General features: G+C 60.1%; 14 protein-coding genes. 7 read left to right on the top strand and 7 right to left on the bottom strand.

What is annotated here, in order from left to right:
- The first annotated feature begins 129 nt into the window (after nt 1–129).
- Nucleotides 130–1,470, top strand: coding sequence for a HAMP domain-containing sensor histidine kinase (locus PspS49_RS07845; protein WP_160038757.1), 1,341 nt, complete (start codon nt 130–132; stop codon nt 1,468–1,470).
- Between the two features lie 301 nt (nt 1,471–1,771).
- Here the strand turns inward: PspS49_RS07845 and PspS49_RS07840 are convergent, their stop codons facing one another.
- Nucleotides 1,772–2,335 (bottom strand): nitroreductase family protein, encoded by a 564-nt coding sequence (locus PspS49_RS07840; RefSeq protein WP_160038755.1) that lies wholly within the window; start codon nt 2,333–2,335, stop codon nt 1,772–1,774.
- Nucleotides 2,336–2,456: 121 nt separating this feature from the next.
- Here PspS49_RS07840 and PspS49_RS07835 point away from each other — a divergent pair, with 121 nt between their 5' ends.
- A complete protein-coding gene (locus PspS49_RS07835) occupies nt 2,457–3,911 on the top strand; it encodes a TrkH family potassium uptake protein (protein ID WP_127926275.1) in 1,455 nt (484 codons plus the stop codon).
- Here PspS49_RS07835 and PspS49_RS07830 read toward each other — a convergent pair.
- Nucleotides 3,868–4,929 carry an AraC family transcriptional regulator gene (locus tag PspS49_RS07830; RefSeq protein ID WP_202982099.1) on the bottom strand — a complete coding sequence of 354 codons (1,062 nt, stop codon included), beginning with the start codon at nt 4,927–4,929 and terminating at the stop codon, nt 3,868–3,870. The genes PspS49_RS07835 and PspS49_RS07830 overlap by 44 nt on opposite strands.
- 164 nt (nt 4,930–5,093) lie before the next feature.
- Between PspS49_RS07830 and PspS49_RS07825 the strand changes: the two genes are divergently transcribed.
- Both PspS49_RS07825 and PspS49_RS07820 read left to right on the top strand, forming a co-directional pair.
- Nucleotides 5,094–5,405: a DUF962 domain-containing protein gene (locus PspS49_RS07825; RefSeq protein WP_150773778.1), complete on the top strand. Its 312-nt coding sequence runs from the start codon at nt 5,094–5,096 to the stop codon at nt 5,403–5,405.
- 14 nt (nt 5,406–5,419) lie between these two features.
- A complete protein-coding gene (locus PspS49_RS07820) occupies nt 5,420–6,010 on the top strand; it encodes an HD domain-containing protein (protein ID WP_160038753.1) in 591 nt (196 codons plus the stop codon).
- Nucleotides 6,011–6,094: 84 nt separating this feature from the next.
- Here PspS49_RS07820 and PspS49_RS07815 read toward each other — a convergent pair whose 3' ends face one another.
- Nucleotides 6,095–6,910, bottom strand: coding sequence for a UDP-2,3-diacylglucosamine diphosphatase (locus PspS49_RS07815; RefSeq protein WP_160038751.1), 816 nt, complete (start codon nt 6,908–6,910; stop codon nt 6,095–6,097).
- A gap of 134 nt (nt 6,911–7,044) precedes the next feature.
- Between PspS49_RS07815 and PspS49_RS07810 the strand changes: the two genes are divergently transcribed.
- Both PspS49_RS07810 and PspS49_RS07805 read left to right on the top strand, forming a co-directional pair.
- Nucleotides 7,045–7,809 carry an AraC family transcriptional regulator gene (locus tag PspS49_RS07810; protein WP_160038749.1) on the top strand — a complete coding sequence of 255 codons (765 nt, stop codon included), beginning with the start codon at nt 7,045–7,047 and terminating at the stop codon, nt 7,807–7,809.
- 154 nt (nt 7,810–7,963) lie between these two features.
- The gene (locus tag PspS49_RS07805) at nt 7,964–8,857 is read left to right on the top strand and encodes a DMT family transporter (RefSeq protein WP_160038747.1); all 894 of its coding nucleotides are present in this window, start codon (nt 7,964–7,966) and stop codon (nt 8,855–8,857) included.
- Here the strand turns inward: PspS49_RS07805 and PspS49_RS07800 are convergent.
- Nucleotides 8,851–9,138: a SelT/SelW/SelH family protein gene (locus tag PspS49_RS07800; protein ID WP_127926270.1), complete on the bottom strand. Its 288-nt coding sequence runs from the start codon at nt 9,136–9,138 to the stop codon at nt 8,851–8,853. The genes PspS49_RS07805 and PspS49_RS07800 overlap by 7 nt on opposite strands.
- A gap of 71 nt (nt 9,139–9,209) precedes the next feature.
- Between PspS49_RS07800 and PspS49_RS07795 the strand changes: the two genes are divergently transcribed.
- The gene (locus PspS49_RS07795) at nt 9,210–11,399 is read left to right on the top strand and encodes a patatin-like phospholipase family protein (protein ID WP_150749275.1); all 2,190 of its coding nucleotides are present in this window, start codon (nt 9,210–9,212) and stop codon (nt 11,397–11,399) included.
- A 143-nt stretch (nt 11,400–11,542) separates the two neighbouring features.
- On the opposite strand, the gene PspS49_RS07790 is transcribed toward PspS49_RS07795, so the two are convergent.
- The 3 genes from PspS49_RS07790 to recQ all read right to left on the bottom strand — a co-directional run bounded on the left by PspS49_RS07790 (nt 11,543) and on the right by recQ (nt 16,507).
- The gene (locus tag PspS49_RS07790) at nt 11,543–13,312 is read right to left on the bottom strand and encodes a FimV/HubP family polar landmark protein (RefSeq protein WP_160038745.1); all 1,770 of its coding nucleotides are present in this window, start codon (nt 13,310–13,312) and stop codon (nt 11,543–11,545) included.
- A 127-nt stretch (nt 13,313–13,439) separates the two neighbouring features.
- The gene (locus PspS49_RS07785; RefSeq protein ID WP_007919713.1) at nt 13,440–13,874 is read right to left on the bottom strand and encodes a MarR family transcriptional regulator; all 435 of its coding nucleotides are present in this window, start codon (nt 13,872–13,874) and stop codon (nt 13,440–13,442) included.
- Nucleotides 13,875–14,377: 503 nt separating this feature from the next.
- Nucleotides 14,378–16,507 carry a DNA helicase RecQ gene (recQ, locus tag PspS49_RS07780; protein WP_127926267.1) on the bottom strand — a complete coding sequence of 710 codons (2,130 nt, stop codon included), beginning with the start codon at nt 16,505–16,507 and terminating at the stop codon, nt 14,378–14,380.
- Between the last annotated feature and the right edge of the window lie 326 nt (nt 16,508–16,833).

Below are 16,833 nucleotides of genomic sequence, written 5' to 3'. Positions count from 1 at the left end.
CCACAGATCCAATGTAGGAGTGAGCCTGCTCGCGATAGCGGTGTGTCAGTCAACGGATACTTGTCTGACTCACCGCTATCGCGAGCAGGCTCACTCCTACAGGGATTTGTGTTTGATTGAGGATTTTCTGTGCGTTCATTGTTCTGGCGTATTCTCGCGAGCTTCTGGCTGGCCATCGCTCTGGTGGCCGGGCTGTCCATTCTGCTCGGGCACATGCTCAACCAGGACGCGTGGATCCTCAGCCGTCATCCGGGCCTCAACACCCTCGCCGGCGAATGGACACAAACTTACGAAGCCCAGGGCGAAGAAGCCGCTCAGGACATTCTCGAACAGCGCAAACGCCAATATCACATCGACGTTCAGGTACTCAACGAATCCGGCGATCCGGTAGTGCGCGGCACCTTCCCGCGCCGCGCCGCTGCCTTCGAAGCCCGCCAGAATAACGACGACCGCCGCCTGCCCTGGCGCCGCCTGACCGATGAGTTCACCAGCGAAAAAACCGGTGACACCTACCTGTTTATCTACCGCATCCCGCACCCGGAACTCGACGCCTGGCACCGCGAAAGCCTGCTCTGGCCGCTGAGCGCACTGGGCATCGCGCTGGTGGTGCTGACCTTGTTCAGTCTGCTGGTGACCTTCTCCATCACCCGCCCGCTCAGCCGTTTGCGCGGCGCGGTGCATGATCTCGGGCAGACCACGTATCAGCAGAACAGCCTGGCGAAACTGGCCAACCGCCGCGACGAGTTCGGCGTACTCGCTACCGATTTCAACCGCATGGGTGCGCGCCTGCAGAGCCTGATTGGCAGCCAGCGTCAGTTGCTGCGCGACGTCTCCCATGAATTGCGCTCACCGTTGGCCCGGCTGCGGATTGCCTTGGCGCTGGCCGAACGAGCGAATCCTGAAGAACGCGAGAAACTCTGGCCACGGCTGACCCGCGAGTGTGATCGGCTGGAAGCGTTGATCAGTGAAATTCTGGTGCTGGCGCGAGTCGATGCCGACAACGCCAGTGCCGAAGATGTGGATCTGAATGTCCTGCTCGGCACGTTGCAGAAGGATGCGGAACTTGGATCGCCCGAGCAGATCGTGCGTCTCGATGCCGAGCCGCAACTGAATCTGAAGGGCTGGCCGACCATGATCGAGCGCGCCGTCGATAACCTGTTGCGCAATGCCCAGCGCTTCAATCCGGAAGGTCAGGCGATTGAAATGCAGGCCTCTCGTCAGGGCGAAAAAATTGTCGTGAGTGTGCGTGACCATGGGCCGGGGGTGCAGACCGAGCATTTGAGTCAGTTGGGTGAACCGTTCTATCGCGCGCCGGGACAGACGGCGGCAGGACATGGTTTGGGCCTGGCGATTGCACGCAGGGCGGCGGAGCGCCATGGCGGGAGTTTGACGTTGGCCAATCATCCGCAGGGTGGGTTTATTGCCAGTCTGGAATTGCCGCTTGTACCCGGGGCGGTGGTACAACTTTAAGAGCTAAAAGCGACCCTCACCCCAGCCCTCTCCCAGAGGGAGAGGGGGCCGACCGCGGTGTCTTGCGTCATACATCGACCTGAAACACCGAGTCGATTATGGGCCCGGAAGGCACGTGAATCGTCGCCGACTCTGGGTTCGAAATGCATCGGAACCGTTATCGACTCCGAGCTCGAAATGCATTGGAGCCGTTATCGATTCTGGATTCAGCCGAGCACTTTCAGGTCGGCGTACCTCTAAAGCATCCCCCAATCAGTCCCCTCTCCCTCTGGGAGAGGGCTAGGGTGAGGGGCTCTTCGCTTTACTTACCAGGCCAGGCACTAACAAACTCAGCCAGATCAACCTTCTCCGCCACACGCGGTTCTTTCTGCGGCGTGCCGAGGTAAAGAAACGCAATCACCTCTTCACCCTCCGACAACCCCAAACCTTTGGCTACGTGCTTCGAATAAGCCAAATCCCCCGTACGCCACACCGCACCAATCCCCTGCGCATACGCCGCCAGCAAAATCCCGTGGGCCGCACACCCGGCCGCGAGCAACTGCTCGGCCTTCGGATATTTAACGTGTTCCTGCAATTTAGCGATCACCACAACCACCAGCGGCGCCCGTAGCGGGCCGTTGCGCGCCTTGTCGATCATCGCTTCGGTGACTTCGCCTTCCTGCATCTGTGCAGCCTCGGCCAGCAACTCGCCCATCTGCTCACGCGCCGCGCCTTCGACGGTCAGAAAACGATACGGCTGCAAATGCCCGTGATCCGGCGCGCGCAACGCGGCGCCAAACAGAGCTTCGCGCTGCTCGGCAGTGGGGGCCGGTTCGACCAGTCGTGGAACGGAAACACGGTTGAGCAACGCGTCGAGAGCCTGCATCGGCCACCTCCTGAAAAATATGTGCGGCTATTCTAGCTTTATCTGTACACAGGATGCCGGTTTACATGCCCTGCCCCACGGGTAGAATGGCGCCCTTCCCACATCAGCCCGAGCGGACTTCATGGCGTTGCCGACCTTACGGATCATTGGTTTCATCATCGGCATCTTCCTGATCACCCTGGCCGTGGCCATGGTCGTGCCCATGGCCACCCTGGTGATTTTCGAGCGCACCAGCGACCTGCCGTCGTTCCTCTGGGCGAGCATGATCACTTTCGTCGCCGGCCTTGCGCTGGTGATTCCCGGCCGACCGGAACACATTCACCTGCGTCCGCGTGACATGTATCTGCTGACGGTCAGCAGTTGGCTGGTGGTGTGCATCTTTGCCGCGCTGCCGTTTCTGCTGACCCAGCACATCAGCTACACCGATTCGTTTTTCGAAAGCATGTCCGGCATCACCGCCACCGGTTCGACCGTGCTCAACGGCCTCGACACCATGTCCCCCGGCATTCTGATGTGGCGCTCGCTGCTGCACTGGATCGGCGGCATCGGCTTTATCGGTATGGCGGTGGCGATTCTGCCGCTGCTGCGCATCGGTGGCATGCGCCTGTTCCAGACCGAGTCCTCGGACCGCTCGGAGAAAGTCATGCCCCGCTCGCACATGGTGGCGCGGCTGATCGTAGCCGCGTACGTCGGCATCACCATCCTTGGCAGCCTGGCATTCTGGTGGGCCGGGATGAGCCCGTTCGATGCGATCAACCATGCGATGTCGGCGATTTCCACCGGCGGGTTCTCGACCTCCGACCAATCCCTGGCCAAGTGGACGCAACCGGCGGTGCACTGGGTCGCGGTGGTCATCATGATTCTCGGCAGCCTGCCGTTCACCCTGTACGTGGCGACGCTGCGCGGCAACCGCAAAGCGCTGATCAGGGATCAACAGGTGCAGGGTTTGCTCGGGATGCTGCTGGTGACCTGGCTGGTGCTCGGTACCTGGTACTGGTGGACGACCAAGCTGCACTGGCTCGAAGCGCTGCGCCACGTGGCGCTGAACGTGACGTCGGTGGTCACCACCACCGGGTTTGCCCTCGGTGATTACAGCCTGTGGGGCAACTTCTCGCTGATGCTGTTTTTCTATCTGGGGTTTGTCGGTGGCTGTTCCGGGTCGACGGCGGGCGGGATCAAGATTTTCCGTTTCCAGGTCGCTTATATCCTGCTCAAGGCCAACCTTAATCAGCTGATTCACCCGCGCGCGGTGATCAAGCAGAAGTACAACGGTCACCGCCTCGACGAAGAGATCGTGCGCTCGATTCTGACCTTTTCGTTCTTCTTCGCCATCACGATCTGCGTGATCGCTCTGCTGCTGTCGCTGCTCGGCGTCGACTGGATGACCGCCCTGACCGGTGCCGCCAGTACCGTGTCCGGCGTCGGCCCAGGCCTTGGCGAAACCATCGGCCCGGCGGGCAACTTCGCCACCCTGCCCGATGCGGCCAAATGGATTCTGTCGTTCGGCATGCTGCTCGGCCGACTGGAGATCATTACGGTGTTTGTACTGTGTATTCCGGCCTTTTGGCGTCACTGATCGTACCCGGCGCCTGCAACAACCGCGTCCGGTAATCGCCGGGCGTGGTGTCGAACCAGCGGCGGAACGCACGAAAGAAATTGCTTGGGTCGGCAAAACCCAACAGGTATGCGATTTCCAGCAAGGTCATGCTCGGCTGCGCCAGATACTGCTCGGCCAGTTCGCGGCGGGTGTCATCGAGCAGTTGCTGAAAACTCGTGCCCTCCTCCTGCAACCGCCGCTGCAAGGTGCGCTGCGACAGATGCAGGGTCTGCGCCACGGTATCGCGCTTCGGTTCGCCTTGTGGCAGCAACCGGCACAGCACCTGTCGCGCCTTATGGGTGACGCGGCTTTCGGAAAATCGTGCCAGATACTCCCCGGCAAAGCGGTCATGCAACAGCGCCATCGCCTCGTTGGCGGTGGGCAGCGGTGCTTCCATGTCGGCGCGTTCGAAGATCAGCGCATCGTACGGCGCGTTGAACACCAATGGCGCGTGGAAGGCTTGTTTGTAGGGTTGCAGATTTTCCGGCTGATCACCCTGCACCAGCACTTTGACCGGATGCAGCGTGCGCCCGGTCAACCAGCCGCACAGCCCCAGCGCACAGGCCAGCGAGGCTTCGGCACTCTGCCGGGTCGGCGGCAGATGATCGCCGTGCACGGTCAGAATCAGCGCATAACCTTCTTCCAGCAGACGGAAGCTCAGGTCGGCACTTTCGGCGATGATCCGCTGATAGCGCACCAGTCGCTGGAAGCCTTCGGCCAGGGTATTGCTCGACATCAACGCGTAGCCGGCGACATGAAACGACGCCGGTCGCACCACCTTGCCCATGTTCAGACCGATCGCCGGATTACCGGACACCTCGACCGCCCGTTGCCAGAGACGGGTCATGGAATCTTGCGGAAAGCGTGCATCCGGATCATCCAGAGCCGTGTAATCGAGCCCCAGTTGCTTGAACAGAACCCGGCAATCCAGGCCGTCCATCTCCAATGCTTTGACAATCCCCATCGCCCAGCTTGCAGAAGTCGTTCGTTCGCTCATGGCGTTTTTCTTTTACATGAGGGGCCGCATGCTACGGCCTGATTTGCCAAGGATACTAAAGTGGCGCCGATTGTCACTGGCCCACGCCAATGATCACTCTAGACTCAAATAAGCTACCCGCAGAACAACTCGTCGCCAGAACAATAACCACAGAGAACGCGGTCGTGGAAAACATCAAGCATTTCAACAGCTTCGCTGAGTTCTATCCGTACTACCTCAGCGAACACAACAACAGCACCTGCCGGCGCCTGCACTTCATCGGCACCACGTTGGTGATCTTCATTGTCGCGATGACCATCGCCAAGGGCGCCTGGCTGCTGTTATTGGCCGTGCCGCTGGCCGGCTACAGCTTTGCCTGGGTCGGGCACTTCTTCTTTGAAAAGAACCGACCGGCGACCTTTCAGCATCCGCTGTACAGCCTGCTCGGCGACTTCGTCATGTACCGCGACATGATTCTGGGTCGCGTGGCGTTCTGAATGAGGGTCAGCCAATGAATGCCAATGCCCGCTTCACTCACATGAAGGACGGTACGCAGGAAGACTGGGCGATCATCGCCGCAGATTTCAGTGCCTACGCCAAACAACTGCCTTCGCGAATCCTGACTCACCTGAAACTGCTCGAAGGCGACTTCGGTGGTTTCCCGGTGGATCGTCTGACCCACTCGCTGCAAACCGCGACCCGCGCCTTTCGTGACGGGCGCGACGAGGAATACGTGGTTTGCGCGTTGCTGCATGACATCGGCGACACACTCGGCTCGTATAACCACCCGGACATTGCCGCGGCGATTCTCAAGCCATTCGTCAGTGCCGAGAATCTGTGGATGGTCGAAAAGCATGGTGTGTTTCAGGGCTACTACTTCTTTCATCACCTGGGCATGGATCGGCATCTGCGCGAGCAGTTCGCCGGCCATCCGCAGTATCAAGCGACCGCCGAGTTTTGTGCCAAATACGATGCGGCGGCGTTTGATCCTGACTATGACACGCTGCCGTTGAGCTTCTTTGAGCCGATGATGGAACGGTTGTTTGCGCAGCCGAAGAACTCGATTTACAAGGCAGCAATGCAAGAACATAGCCCGGCCTAAGATCAAAAGATCGCAGCCTTCGGCAGCTCCTACATTGGAATGTGTACCTCTGTAGGAGCTGCCGAAGGCTGCGATCTTTTGCTTTTATGCGAGTTCGGCGACTTTGGCCGCCTTGAGCTCCGCCTCCCGCGCCTGCGCATCTGCCAGTCGATACAACTCGATCGTGCCGTCCCAATGCTCGATCAGCGCTGTGCACGACTCCACCCAATCACCGCAATTGAGGTAATCCACATCGCCCACCTTGCGGATCTCGGCGTGGTGAATGTGCCCGCACACCACACCATGCAACTCGCGCTTCACGCATTCGTGGGCGATGGCTTCTTCAAAGTCGCTGATAAAACTCACTGCCGTCTTCACCTTGTGCTTCAGATATGCCGACAGCGACCAATAACCGTAGCCATAGCGCGCACGCCAGTGGTTGAGCCAGCGATTGAGGGTCAGGGTGAATTCGTAGGCGGAGTCACCAAGGAACGCCAGCCAGCGGTGATAACGGGTGATTACATCGAACTGATCGCCGTGAATCACCAGCAGATGTCGACCATCGGCCGTGACATGCACCGCCTCGTCAACCAACTGGATGTTGCCCAGAATCAGCTTCGAATAACGGCGCAGGAATTCGTCGTGGTTGCCGGTGACATAAATCACCTCGGTGCCGCGCTTGCTCATGGTCAGCAAGCGGCGGATCACGTTGGTGTGTGCTTGTGGCCAGTACATGCCGCCACGCAGTTTCCAGCCGTCAATGATGTCGCCGACCAGATAAATCCTGTCGGCGTGATAGCCCTTGAGAAATTGCGACAAGTGCTCGGCCTGGCAATCGCGCGTGCCCAGGTGCACGTCGGAGATCCACAGGGTGCGCACGCGTTGTTTACGGCTGGGTCTGGCGAGCTCGGCGCTGGTCATGGGCAACCCTCTGCGATGTTTTCGCCACTCTGCGCCTGCCCGGTTAATCGACCATGACAAGTGCGAGTCAGTCCTGTGACAACGCAATCTGCGTGCGCCGGTGTAGACTGGCGACCTGCCCGGAGAACCTTGCCATGCGCCCGATCCTCACCCTGCGTCAGTACACCCACGATTTGATTGTGCATAGCCACGAGCACGCGCAACTGGTGTTCGGGCTGTCCGGTGCGCTTGATTTCGAGGTCGAGGGTTGCGGCAGCCAGGTGCGTCAGCAGAGTTTTGTGGTGATTCCTTCTGGTGCGCATCACGCTTGCGGCAGCCCCGACGGCAGCCGCTGTCTGGTGCTCGATATCCCTGAAGGGCCATGGGTGACCGATTCACTCGGCGAGCATGCCGAGGCCAGTCACCGCCTGCTCGATCAACCTGCGCGCCTGTCACTGGATTCGCGGCAAAGCCAGTTGGTCAGCTGGCTGGCGAACAGTCCGGTCAGCGACCCGTTGATCGCGCAGCAAGGCGCGGTGTTGCTGCTGGCCAGTCTCAATCATGCGCAACCAGCCGAACTCGCCACCCGCCGTTTGCCGTATGCAGCGCTGGATGCACACATCGAGCAAAACGCCGCTTACCCTTTGCAGGTTGCCGATCTGGCACGAGTGGCCGGGCTGTCCAGTGCGCGTTTGCATGCACGGTTCATGGCCGAATGCGGGCAGACACCGATGGATTACATCCGCAGCCGTCGCCTGCATCTGGCAGTACAACTGCTACGCGACACAGCCCTGCCGATCGGCGAAGTTGCCAGTCGCGTCGGCTACAGCTCGCAGAGTGCTTTCTCGGCTGCCGTCCTACGTGAGTTCGGTGCATCACCCGGCCAGCTTCGGCGCGATTCCTGCGACAAAAGACGATAGTCTGCCGACAGACTCACGGTCTTCCCCCGGTTCAATATGTAGGAGCTGCCGCAGGCTGCGATCTTTTGATGTTGTTTTTTAGAAGCAAGATCAAAAGATCGCAGCCTGCGGCAGCTCCTACAGTTGAAATCGTGTTTGAGATAGAAGGATTGCAATGACTCCGCGTACCGCCCTCGGCGCTCTGCATATCGGTGCTTTGATGTTTGGCCTGACCGGTGTGTTCGGCAAACTCGCTGCCGCCTCCCCCGCTGTGATCGTCTTCGGTCGTGCTGCGTTCGCCGTGCTTGCCTTGGCGTTCTTCGCCCGTTTCGCCAGCCAGAGCGGCTGGCAGAAACTGCAGGCCGTGGACTGGCGGCGTCTGGCCCTCAGCGGTGTGTTGCTGGCCGGGCACTGGGTGAGCTTCTTCATCTCGGTGAAGGTCGCCGGTGTCGCCATCGCAACATTGGGCTTTGCCAGTTTCCCGGCCTTTACGGTGATTCTTGAAGGGCTGATTTTCCGCGAACGCATCCGCGCCAATGAAATCATCCTCGTTGTCTTGGTAACGGTTGGTCTGGTGCTGGTAACCCCGGCGTTCGATCTGGCCAGCGGCGCAACCACCGGCCTGCTCTGGGCGGTGTTGTCGGGCCTGCTGTTCTCGCTGCTGTCACTGACCAACCGCGCCAGCTCCGGGCGCATCCCGGCGGTGCAAGCGGCACTGTGCCAAAACGTGGTGGTGGCGCTGTGTCTGCTGCCGGTTGCGGCGCCGCAACTCAGCGAAGTGCGCGCACTGGACTGGCTCTGGATCGGCTTGCTCGGGGTGTTCTGCACCGGCGTCGCTCATAGCCTGTTCGTCGCCAGTCTGGCGGTGATCAAAGCACGCACGGCGGCGGTGGTGTTTGCCATGGAGCCGGTTTACGGCATTACCATCGCCTGGCTGCTGTTCAACGAAAACCCGACGCTACGGATGTTGATGGGCGGCGCACTGATCATCATCGCCATCGTCGTTTCCGCGCGGATGTCCGGCAGCGCCGACAACAAAACCGTCGCCGCCGAGGCCGCGTCTCACTGAGTGCGGTCGTTGTGACCGAGGTCGCGGTCAGGATCGATCTGATCGCGAACTCGCTGCTTCAGCACCTTGGCTTCCGGAAAGCCGCCGTCAGCCTTGCGCTCCCAGATCTGCACGCCCGCGCAGGTAATCTGAAACACTCCGCCAGTGCCCGGCACTAACGAGACTTTGCCGAGGTCATCAGCAAAGGTGCTGAGCAGTTCCTGCGCCAGCCACGCGGCGCGCAGCAGCCACTGGCATTGGGTGCAATAGGTGATGACAACTTCTGCTTTTGCGACAGTCATGTTTGCTGAAACTCCTGAGACAGAGGGCGCCGCTATAATAGCCGGCTTTAATGCTTGCCCCGAGACTCACAATGCGCCGTCTGCTGTTCTGCCTGCTGCTTGGTTTCCTTCCTCTGCTTGTCCATGCCGGTGAAGCTTCACGGCCAAAAGTCGGCCTGGTGCTGTCCGGCGGTGCCGCGCGCGGGCTGGCGCATATCGGGGTGCTCAAGGCCCTGGAAGAGCAAGGCATCAAGATCGATGCGATTGCCGGCACCAGCATGGGCGCGGTGGTCGGTGGCTTGTACGCCTCGGGTTACAAGATCGATGAACTGGAAAAACTCGCGCTGAACATCGACTGGCAAGCCGCGCTGTCCGACGCCCCTCCGCGTGAAGACGTGCCGTTTCGGCGCAAGCAGGATGACCGCGACTTTCTGGTCAAGCAGAAACTCAGCTTTCGCGACGACGGCAGTCTCGGCTTGCCCCTGGGCGTGATTCAGGGCCAGAACCTCGCGCTGCTGCTGGAAAGCCTGTTGGCGCATACCAGCGACACCCGGGATTTCGACAAACTGCCGATCCCGTTCCGCGCCGTGGCCACCGACATCGCCAACGGCGAAAAAGTGGTGTTCCGCAAAGGCCACTTGCCCCAAGTGATCCGCGCGAGCATGTCGATCCCGGCGGTATTCGCCCCGGTCGAACTCGATGGCCGTCTGCTGGTGGACGGCGGCATGACCGACAACATTCCACTCGATGTCGCGCGTGAGATGGGCGTTGACGTGGCCATCGTCGTCGACATCGGCACGCCGCTGCGCAATCGCAAACAACTGACCACCGTGGTCGATGTACTGAACCAGTCGATCACCCTGATGACGCGCAGCAACTCCGAAGAACAACTGGCGGCCCTGAAGCCTTCCGATGTGCTGATCCAGCCGGCGCTGGCGGCGTTCGGCGTCACCGATTTCGGCAAGGCTCAGGAGATGATCGACGCCGGTTACCGAGCCACCCGAATCCTCGACGCACGCCTCGCCGTGCTCAAACCCGTCGACTCTCAGGACGCCGAACTCAACGCCGCGCGCTCACCGGGTCAACGCACGCCGATCATCACCGCGATCCGCGTCGAGAACGACTCGAAAGTCGATGACGACGTGATCCGCTACTACATTCGCCAGCACATCGGCGAACCGCTGGATCTGGGGCGTCTGCATTCGGACATGGGCACCTTGTACGGCCTCGATTACTTCGAGCAGGTGCAATACCGCGTGGTGCACAAGGGCCAGGATCACACGCTGGTGATCAGCGCCCGGGGTAAACGCAGCGGCACCGATTACTTGCGGGTTGGCCTCAATCTGTCGGATGACATGCGCGGCGACAGCGCCTTCAACCTCGGCGCCAGTTACCGCATCAACGGCATCAACCGCCTCGGCGCGGAATGGCTGACCCGCGCGCAAATTGGCGACAAACAAGAGCTGTACACCGAGTTCTACCAACCGCTGGACGTCGGCTCGCGTTACTTCGTCGCGCCGTACGCCTCGTTCGAAGCGCAGAACGTTGAAGCCGTGCTCGACAACGATCCGATCGCGCAGTATCGCGTCGAGCGCTACGGGTTCGGCCTCAACTTCGGCCGACAGATCGGCAACAACGGCGAGGTGCGCTTCGGTGTTGGCGAGGCCTGGGGCAAGGCCGATGTGCGCATTGGCGATCAGGATCTGCCGAGTGAAAACTTCAACGAAGGCTTTTACGCGCTGAAGTATTCCTACGACTCACTGGATAACGTGTACTTCCCTCACGAAGGCAAGGACGTCAGCCTGACGCTGACGCAGTTTGAACCGGGCCTGGGGTCGGACACGCGCTATCGACAGTGGGACTTTAAAATCGATAAAGCCATGAGCCATGGCCCGGATACGCTGATTCTCGGCGGGCGCTACGGGCGTACGCTGGATGATGCCAACGTGGTGACCTCAAGTTTCCTGCTCGGCGGTGCGCGGCAGTTGTCGGGCTTCCGTGAAGACGCGATTTCCGGGCAGAACATCAGCCTGATGCGCGCGGTGTATTACCGCCGTCTGACGCCGCGCTCGTATCTGCCGCTGGACTTCCCGCTGTATGCCGGCGCCTCGCTGGAACGTGGACGAGCGTGGAACAACGACAATGAGTTCGACAGTGGCTACATCAACGCCGCGAGCGTGTTCATTGGCTTTGACACACCGCTGGGGCCTTTGAATTTCAGTTATGGGTTGAATGATGCGAATGAGCAGGCGGTTTATCTGAATCTGGGGCAGACCTTCTGACCGGGGTCAGGAATTGGTGTTGTCTGACCGTCAGTCTTCGCGAGCAGGCTCGCTCCCACAATGGTTCTGCGAATACAGTTCAAATATAGGAGCGAGCCTGCTCGCGAAGACGGTATCAGATCCACCGCAAATCGATCAGGGGTTCAGCGAATCCCCGCCAGCAACGTCCGCGCCGTTTGCTTCAAAGGCTCATCGCCCTCTTTGAGCAACTCATTGAGCAACGCAATCGCACTGTCGATATCGCCGTCGTCAATGCACGTCTGCGCCTGTTCGAGCTTGCCGGAGTTTTCGTCGTGTAGCGGCTCGGGTTCCTGCAAGTCCAGCGGTTGCAACGCCAGTGAAGGCTCGGCATCGGCAAACTCATTGAGAAAATCTTCATCCAGCGGCCCGGCGTCCGGTTCAGGGATCCACTCAAGCTCAGGATCTTCGCTGGACGCTTGCGGCAATTCAAAGTCCTGTGGCAGCACCTGCAGACCGGAGCCGAGCGCCGAGGTGTCTGCCGCTGGTTCAGTAGTGGCCGTGCGGCTGTCTTCCAGATCCCAACTGGAATCCATCGACAGCTCGCCCAGATTCAACTCGAAATCAGCTTCAGGCGCCGGTTGTGCTGCAACAACAGGAACCGCCGCCACGATCGGCGGCACAGCGGCCAACGCTGCGGTAACCGCGAGTTTCGGATGTCGGGCGCGAACATCCTGCAACGTCTGGGTATCCACGCCCTGCTCACGCAAATGACTTTCCTGTTGTTCATACGCGGCGCTGTCACCCTGACGCCCCAGTACTTCAAGCAACTGCAAACCGATGTCGGTGCGCTCCGGTTCCTTGTGCAAGGCATCGCGCAACAATCCGGCGGCTTCGCCCAATCGGCCATACGCCAGATAGATCCCCACCGCCTCCAGCACATCGCCCGCCGCCGGTTCTTCGCGGTGTTGGGCTGAAGCATGGGTACTGACGGGTTCTGCGCTTTCGGCATCAGCTACGTCCGGCTCACGCCCCTGCGGCAAAAGCGGCAGCGGCTCGTCAGTCGGTATCTGTTGTTGCCGTCGACGGTGTACGAACAATCCGGCCAAGGCCCCCAGCAACAGCACCAGGCCACCGAGCAATGGCCAGTTCAAACCGTTATCTGTGGACTCAACAGATGCCACCACCGGGACAGGTGCAGGGGTTGCCTCGGTCGGTGGAGGTGCTTTCCTGAGTTCGACCAATTGCGTTTGCAGCTCAGTAATCTGCTGCTTGCCAGCGGCAATCTGCACATCCTGTGTTTGCAGTTTGGCGTTCAGCTCATCGACGCTCTTTTGCAATTGCTGATTCAGCAACACACTGGCAGCCAGTTGCTCGGCCAGTGCATCGTTGGCGGGTGGGGTCGCAGGCGTGGGTGCTGGCACGGTATCGCGCTTGGCTTGAGGCGCCTGTGGTGCAACCACGGCAGGTTCGACGGTGGGGAATTCGGAGGATTGCGCACGCGGATCCGGCTCATCAGTGGCCGGTACGATACCCGGTGAACCCGGTGGATCGATCAATACCGTGTACTCACGCAGCAACCGGCCATTGGGCTGATTGAGCTGCACAAGGAAATTCACAAAGGGTTCGTTGACCGGTTTGCTGGATGTCACCCGAATCATCTGGCGATTGCCATGCAGAATCGGAATGAACTTGAGGTCGTTGAGAAAAAACACCCGCTCGACCCCGGCCTGAGCGAACTCGTCTGCCGTGGCCAGGCTCACCGAAAGATCGTTTTGCGTCAGCCCACCGACATCGATCAGGGCGATGTCGGCCTTGAGCGGCTGGTTGAGGCCTGAATGAACAGTGATATCGCCCAGCCCCAAGGCCATCGACCCGGCCGAATAGCTGAATATGCCAGCGACCAGCAACCATTTGGCGCCACTGCGCAGTACCACGTGCCGACTTGCGAGCATGAGCATCCCTTAAATAAGCAAAACCGACTTCTATGCGTTCGCACATCCGGTACGAACACGATATTGCCCAGTAGTTCTTATAGTCGGCTCAGCGCGATCTCTCAAAGATCCGGCACGTGGATGTGCCTCAAGATTTTTCCAGGTTAGCCAGAATGTGCCCGTGAACCCGCATGCACACCTTTAAATCCGCTTCGTCGACGCCTTCGAACAATTCGTGGCGCAGTTGCGTGGCAATGGTTTCGATTTGTTCGATCAGCGGCAGGGCCGGTGCGCAGAGGACGATCTTTTTCGCCCGGCGGTCTTCCATCACGGACTGGCGTTGCACCAGGCCCTGACTTTCCAGACTATCGAGCAAGCGCGCAAGAGTCGGACCTTCGACGCCGACGCTCTGCGCCAGCTCGCGTTGGGTCGGTGCTTCTTCAAAACGCGCCAGATGCAGCAGCACCAGCCAGCGCGCCTGGGAAAGCCCCAACCCGGCGAGGCGTCGATCCAGTTCGGCACGCCAGCCACGCGACATCTGGGCCAGTTGCATGCCAAAGCGGTGTTGATCGGTTAACGGCATAAAACACTCACGGTTAGACTTAAAATAAGAAATTTCTAATTATTAGCCAGCTAAGCATGAGCTGCAGTTATAGGCAAGTGGCGGTCTGTACTGAATCGTTACATCTCGAGGCTCCCTCACCCTAACCCTCTCCCGGAGGGAGAGGGGACTGAATGGGGGATGCTTTAGATATTCAGCGACTTGGAAGTATTTTGCTGAATCCGGAATTGGAAGGCCCTCACCCTAGCCCTCTCCCAAAGGGAGAGGGGACTGAATGGGGGATGCTTTAGAGATTCAGCGACCTGGGAGTGCTTTGCTGAATCCAGAATTGGAAGGCCCTCACCCTAGCCCTCTCCCAGAGGGAGAGGGGACTGAATGGGGGATGCTTCAGGGTTACGCCGACCTGATCCTGCTTTACCGAATCCATAATCGACTGGTTCTTTCAGGTCGATGTCAAACCTCAGACGCCTCGGTCGGCCCCCTCTCCCTCTGGGAGAGGGCTGGGGTGAGGGTAGGCGGCCAAATTACATCTCGAATTCCGACTGCAATGCAGCCCGCACGCAATACAGCACGCCTTCCGGCACACGCCCGGCAAACAGCTCCGCAACCTCGGCGACCGATGGTAACTCGCCCTCGCCATCAAGGAACGCGTCCTGCACTTCGCCCATCAACTCTTCCGGCAAGTCCAGCGCTTGCTCCAGCGACAACTGTTGCTTGCCGATGGCTTCGGCAAGCATGGTGTACACATTCTTTTCCGAGCACTGCAACTGACCGGCGATCTGCAACGGCGTCATCCCCGCGCGAGCCAGCGTGATCAGCTCATGGCGCACATCGGCCACCGCTTTCGGCGCCTCGACCTCGCCGCCGAGCACTTCGAGGAAGGCATCGCCGTAGCGTTCCAGCTTGCGTGCGCCGACACCGCTGACCCGAGCCATCTCCGCCAGCGAAGTCGGTTGGCTGCGCAGCATTTCCAGCAACGTCGAATCGGGGAAGATGACGTACGGCGGCACACCATGTTCTTCGGCCAGTTTGCGGCGCAGCGCGCGCAAGGCTTCCCACTGTTCGCGCTCTTCGCCGCGCACCAATTGGCTGGCCGGGCTCTTGCTGGCAGTTTTGGCGGTGACCTGTGGTTTGAGGTCGCGGCGCAGCTCCAGGCTCACTTCGCCCTTGAGCAGCGGTCGGCAACTGTCATTCAGACGCAGACCGCCATAACCTTCGTGGTCGACATCCGCCAGACCTCGCGCCACCAACTGGCGGAACAACGAGCGCCATTCGCTCTCGCTCAACGCCTTGCCGACGCCATACACCGACAGATGCTGATGACCGAAACTGCGGACTTTTTCGTTGTCCTTGCCCAGCAGCACGTCAACCAGATGACCGACGCCATAACGCTGACCGGTACGGAAAATCGCCGACAGCGCCTGACGTGCAGGCTCGGTGGCGTCCCAGGTCTGCACGCCATCGACACAGTTGTCGCAATGGCCGCACGGCTCGGGCATGTCTTCATCGAAGTACGCGAGCAGGGTCTGACGACGGCAACGGGTTTCTTCGCACAGCGACAGCATCGCGTCGAGCTTGTGTTGCTCAAGGCGCTTGTGCCGCTCGTCGCCTTCGGAGTTCTGCAGCATCTGCTTGAGCATCACCACGTCTTGCAGACCGTAGGCCATCCACGCATCCGCCGGCAGACCGTCACGGCCGCCGCGCCCGGTTTCCTGGTAATACGCCTCAAGGGATTTCGGCAGATCAAGGTGCGCGACGAAGCGCACGTTGGGCTTGTCGATGCCCATGCCGAACGCCACGGTGGCGACCATGATCAGGCCTTCCTCGTTGAGGAAGCGCTTCTGATTGAAGGCGCGCAGATCGTTCGGCAGACCGGCGTGGTACGGCAGCGCCGGGAAGCCCTGCTCGCTGAGGAACGCCGCGACTTCCTCGACTTTCTTGCGCGACAGGCAATAAACGATGCCGGCATCGCTGCGCCGCTCGGCCAGGAACGCCAGCAACTGCTTGCGCGGCTGCTCCTTGGGCACGATGCGGTAAAAGATGTTCGGACGGTCGAAACTCGACAGGAAGCGCTCGGCATTCTGCAGATGCAGACGGGTGACGATTTCTTCGCGAGTACGCTTGTCGGCGGTGGCGGTCAGGGCAATGCGCGGTACGTCGGGGAACATCTCGGCCAACTGGCCCAGTTGCAGGTATTCCGGACGGAAATCGTGGCCCCATTGCGATACGCAGTGCGCTTCGTCGATGGCGAACAGCGCAATGTTCAGGCCTTGCAGGAATGAGAGCATGCGGGGCTGCACGAGGCGCTCGGGCGCCAGATACAACATCTTCACTTCACCGCGCTTGATCCGCGCCGCAAGGTCACGCTGCTGCTCGGCGCTCAAAGTGGAGTTAAGCGCTGCGGCGGCCACACCGAGTTCTTCGAGGGTGGCAACCTGATCGTCCATCAGCGCGATCAGCGGCGACACCACCACCGCCAGGCCATCGCGCAACAGCGCCGGCACCTGGAAGCACAGGGATTTGCCACCACCGGTAGGCATCAGCACCAGCGCATCACCGCCGCTGGCCACGCGCTCAATGATTGCACCCTGACGGCCACGGAAACTGTCGTAGCCGAAGATGTCCTTGAGGACGCGTTGAGCCTGTTCGAGCATAAAAACTCCAAAAATCTACCAATACATCCCTGCTCAGGCTGGTTCAGAACAGCCAAGGCTGCTTAAACAAAACGTAAGAGCGCATTGCACGGCAGCCGCAAGGCGGGCAGGGATCGCAAAACGCGGCAGTATACCCGAGCCCTCCCCTGCACAGGGTGCCGCTGATAAGACACTGATAAACCTGCAACACACAAAACCCTGTGGGAGCGAGCCTGCTCGCGAATACGGTGGATCAGTCGATACCAAGGTGCCTGATACGCCGCTTTCGCGAGCAGGCTCGCTCCCACAGGTTTGGCATGCGGCCCGGCAATTGCGGCAAATCTGCC

The sequence above is a fragment of the Pseudomonas sp. S49 genome, from assembly GCF_009866785.1.
Lineage (GTDB): Bacteria > Pseudomonadota > Gammaproteobacteria > Pseudomonadales > Pseudomonadaceae > Aquipseudomonas.
This window is presented reverse-complemented; position numbering and strand designations above follow the sequence as displayed.

Excerpts from the sequence above, each read along its gene's own strand:
- PspS49_RS07835 (WP_127926275.1), top strand. The coding sequence starts at position 2,457 with ATGGCGTTGCCGACCTTACGGATCATTGGTTTCATCATCGGCATCTTC.
- PspS49_RS07800 (WP_127926270.1), bottom strand. The coding sequence starts at position 9,138 with ATGACTGTCGCAAAAGCAGAAGTTGTCATCACCTATTGCACCCAATGC.
- PspS49_RS07785 (WP_007919713.1), bottom strand. The coding sequence starts at position 13,874 with ATGCCGTTAACCGATCAACACCGCTTTGGCATGCAACTGGCCCAGATG.
- PspS49_RS07790 (WP_160038745.1), bottom strand. The coding sequence starts at position 13,312 with ATGCTCGCAAGTCGGCACGTGGTACTGCGCAGTGGCGCCAAATGGTTG.
- PspS49_RS07820 (WP_160038753.1), top strand. The coding sequence starts at position 5,420 with ATGAATGCCAATGCCCGCTTCACTCACATGAAGGACGGTACGCAGGAA.
- PspS49_RS07810 (WP_160038749.1), top strand. The coding sequence starts at position 7,045 with ATGCGCCCGATCCTCACCCTGCGTCAGTACACCCACGATTTGATTGTG.
- PspS49_RS07795 (WP_150749275.1), top strand. The coding sequence starts at position 9,210 with ATGCGCCGTCTGCTGTTCTGCCTGCTGCTTGGTTTCCTTCCTCTGCTT.
- PspS49_RS07815 (WP_160038751.1), bottom strand. The coding sequence starts at position 6,910 with ATGACCAGCGCCGAGCTCGCCAGACCCAGCCGTAAACAACGCGTGCGC.
- recQ (WP_127926267.1), bottom strand. The coding sequence starts at position 16,507 with ATGCTCGAACAGGCTCAACGCGTCCTCAAGGACATCTTCGGCTACGAC.
- PspS49_RS07840 (WP_160038755.1), bottom strand. The coding sequence starts at position 2,335 with ATGCAGGCTCTCGACGCGTTGCTCAACCGTGTTTCCGTTCCACGACTG.
- PspS49_RS07830 (WP_202982099.1), bottom strand. The coding sequence starts at position 4,929 with ATGAGCGAACGAACGACTTCTGCAAGCTGGGCGATGGGGATTGTCAAA.
- PspS49_RS07805 (WP_160038747.1), top strand. The coding sequence starts at position 7,964 with ATGACTCCGCGTACCGCCCTCGGCGCTCTGCATATCGGTGCTTTGATG.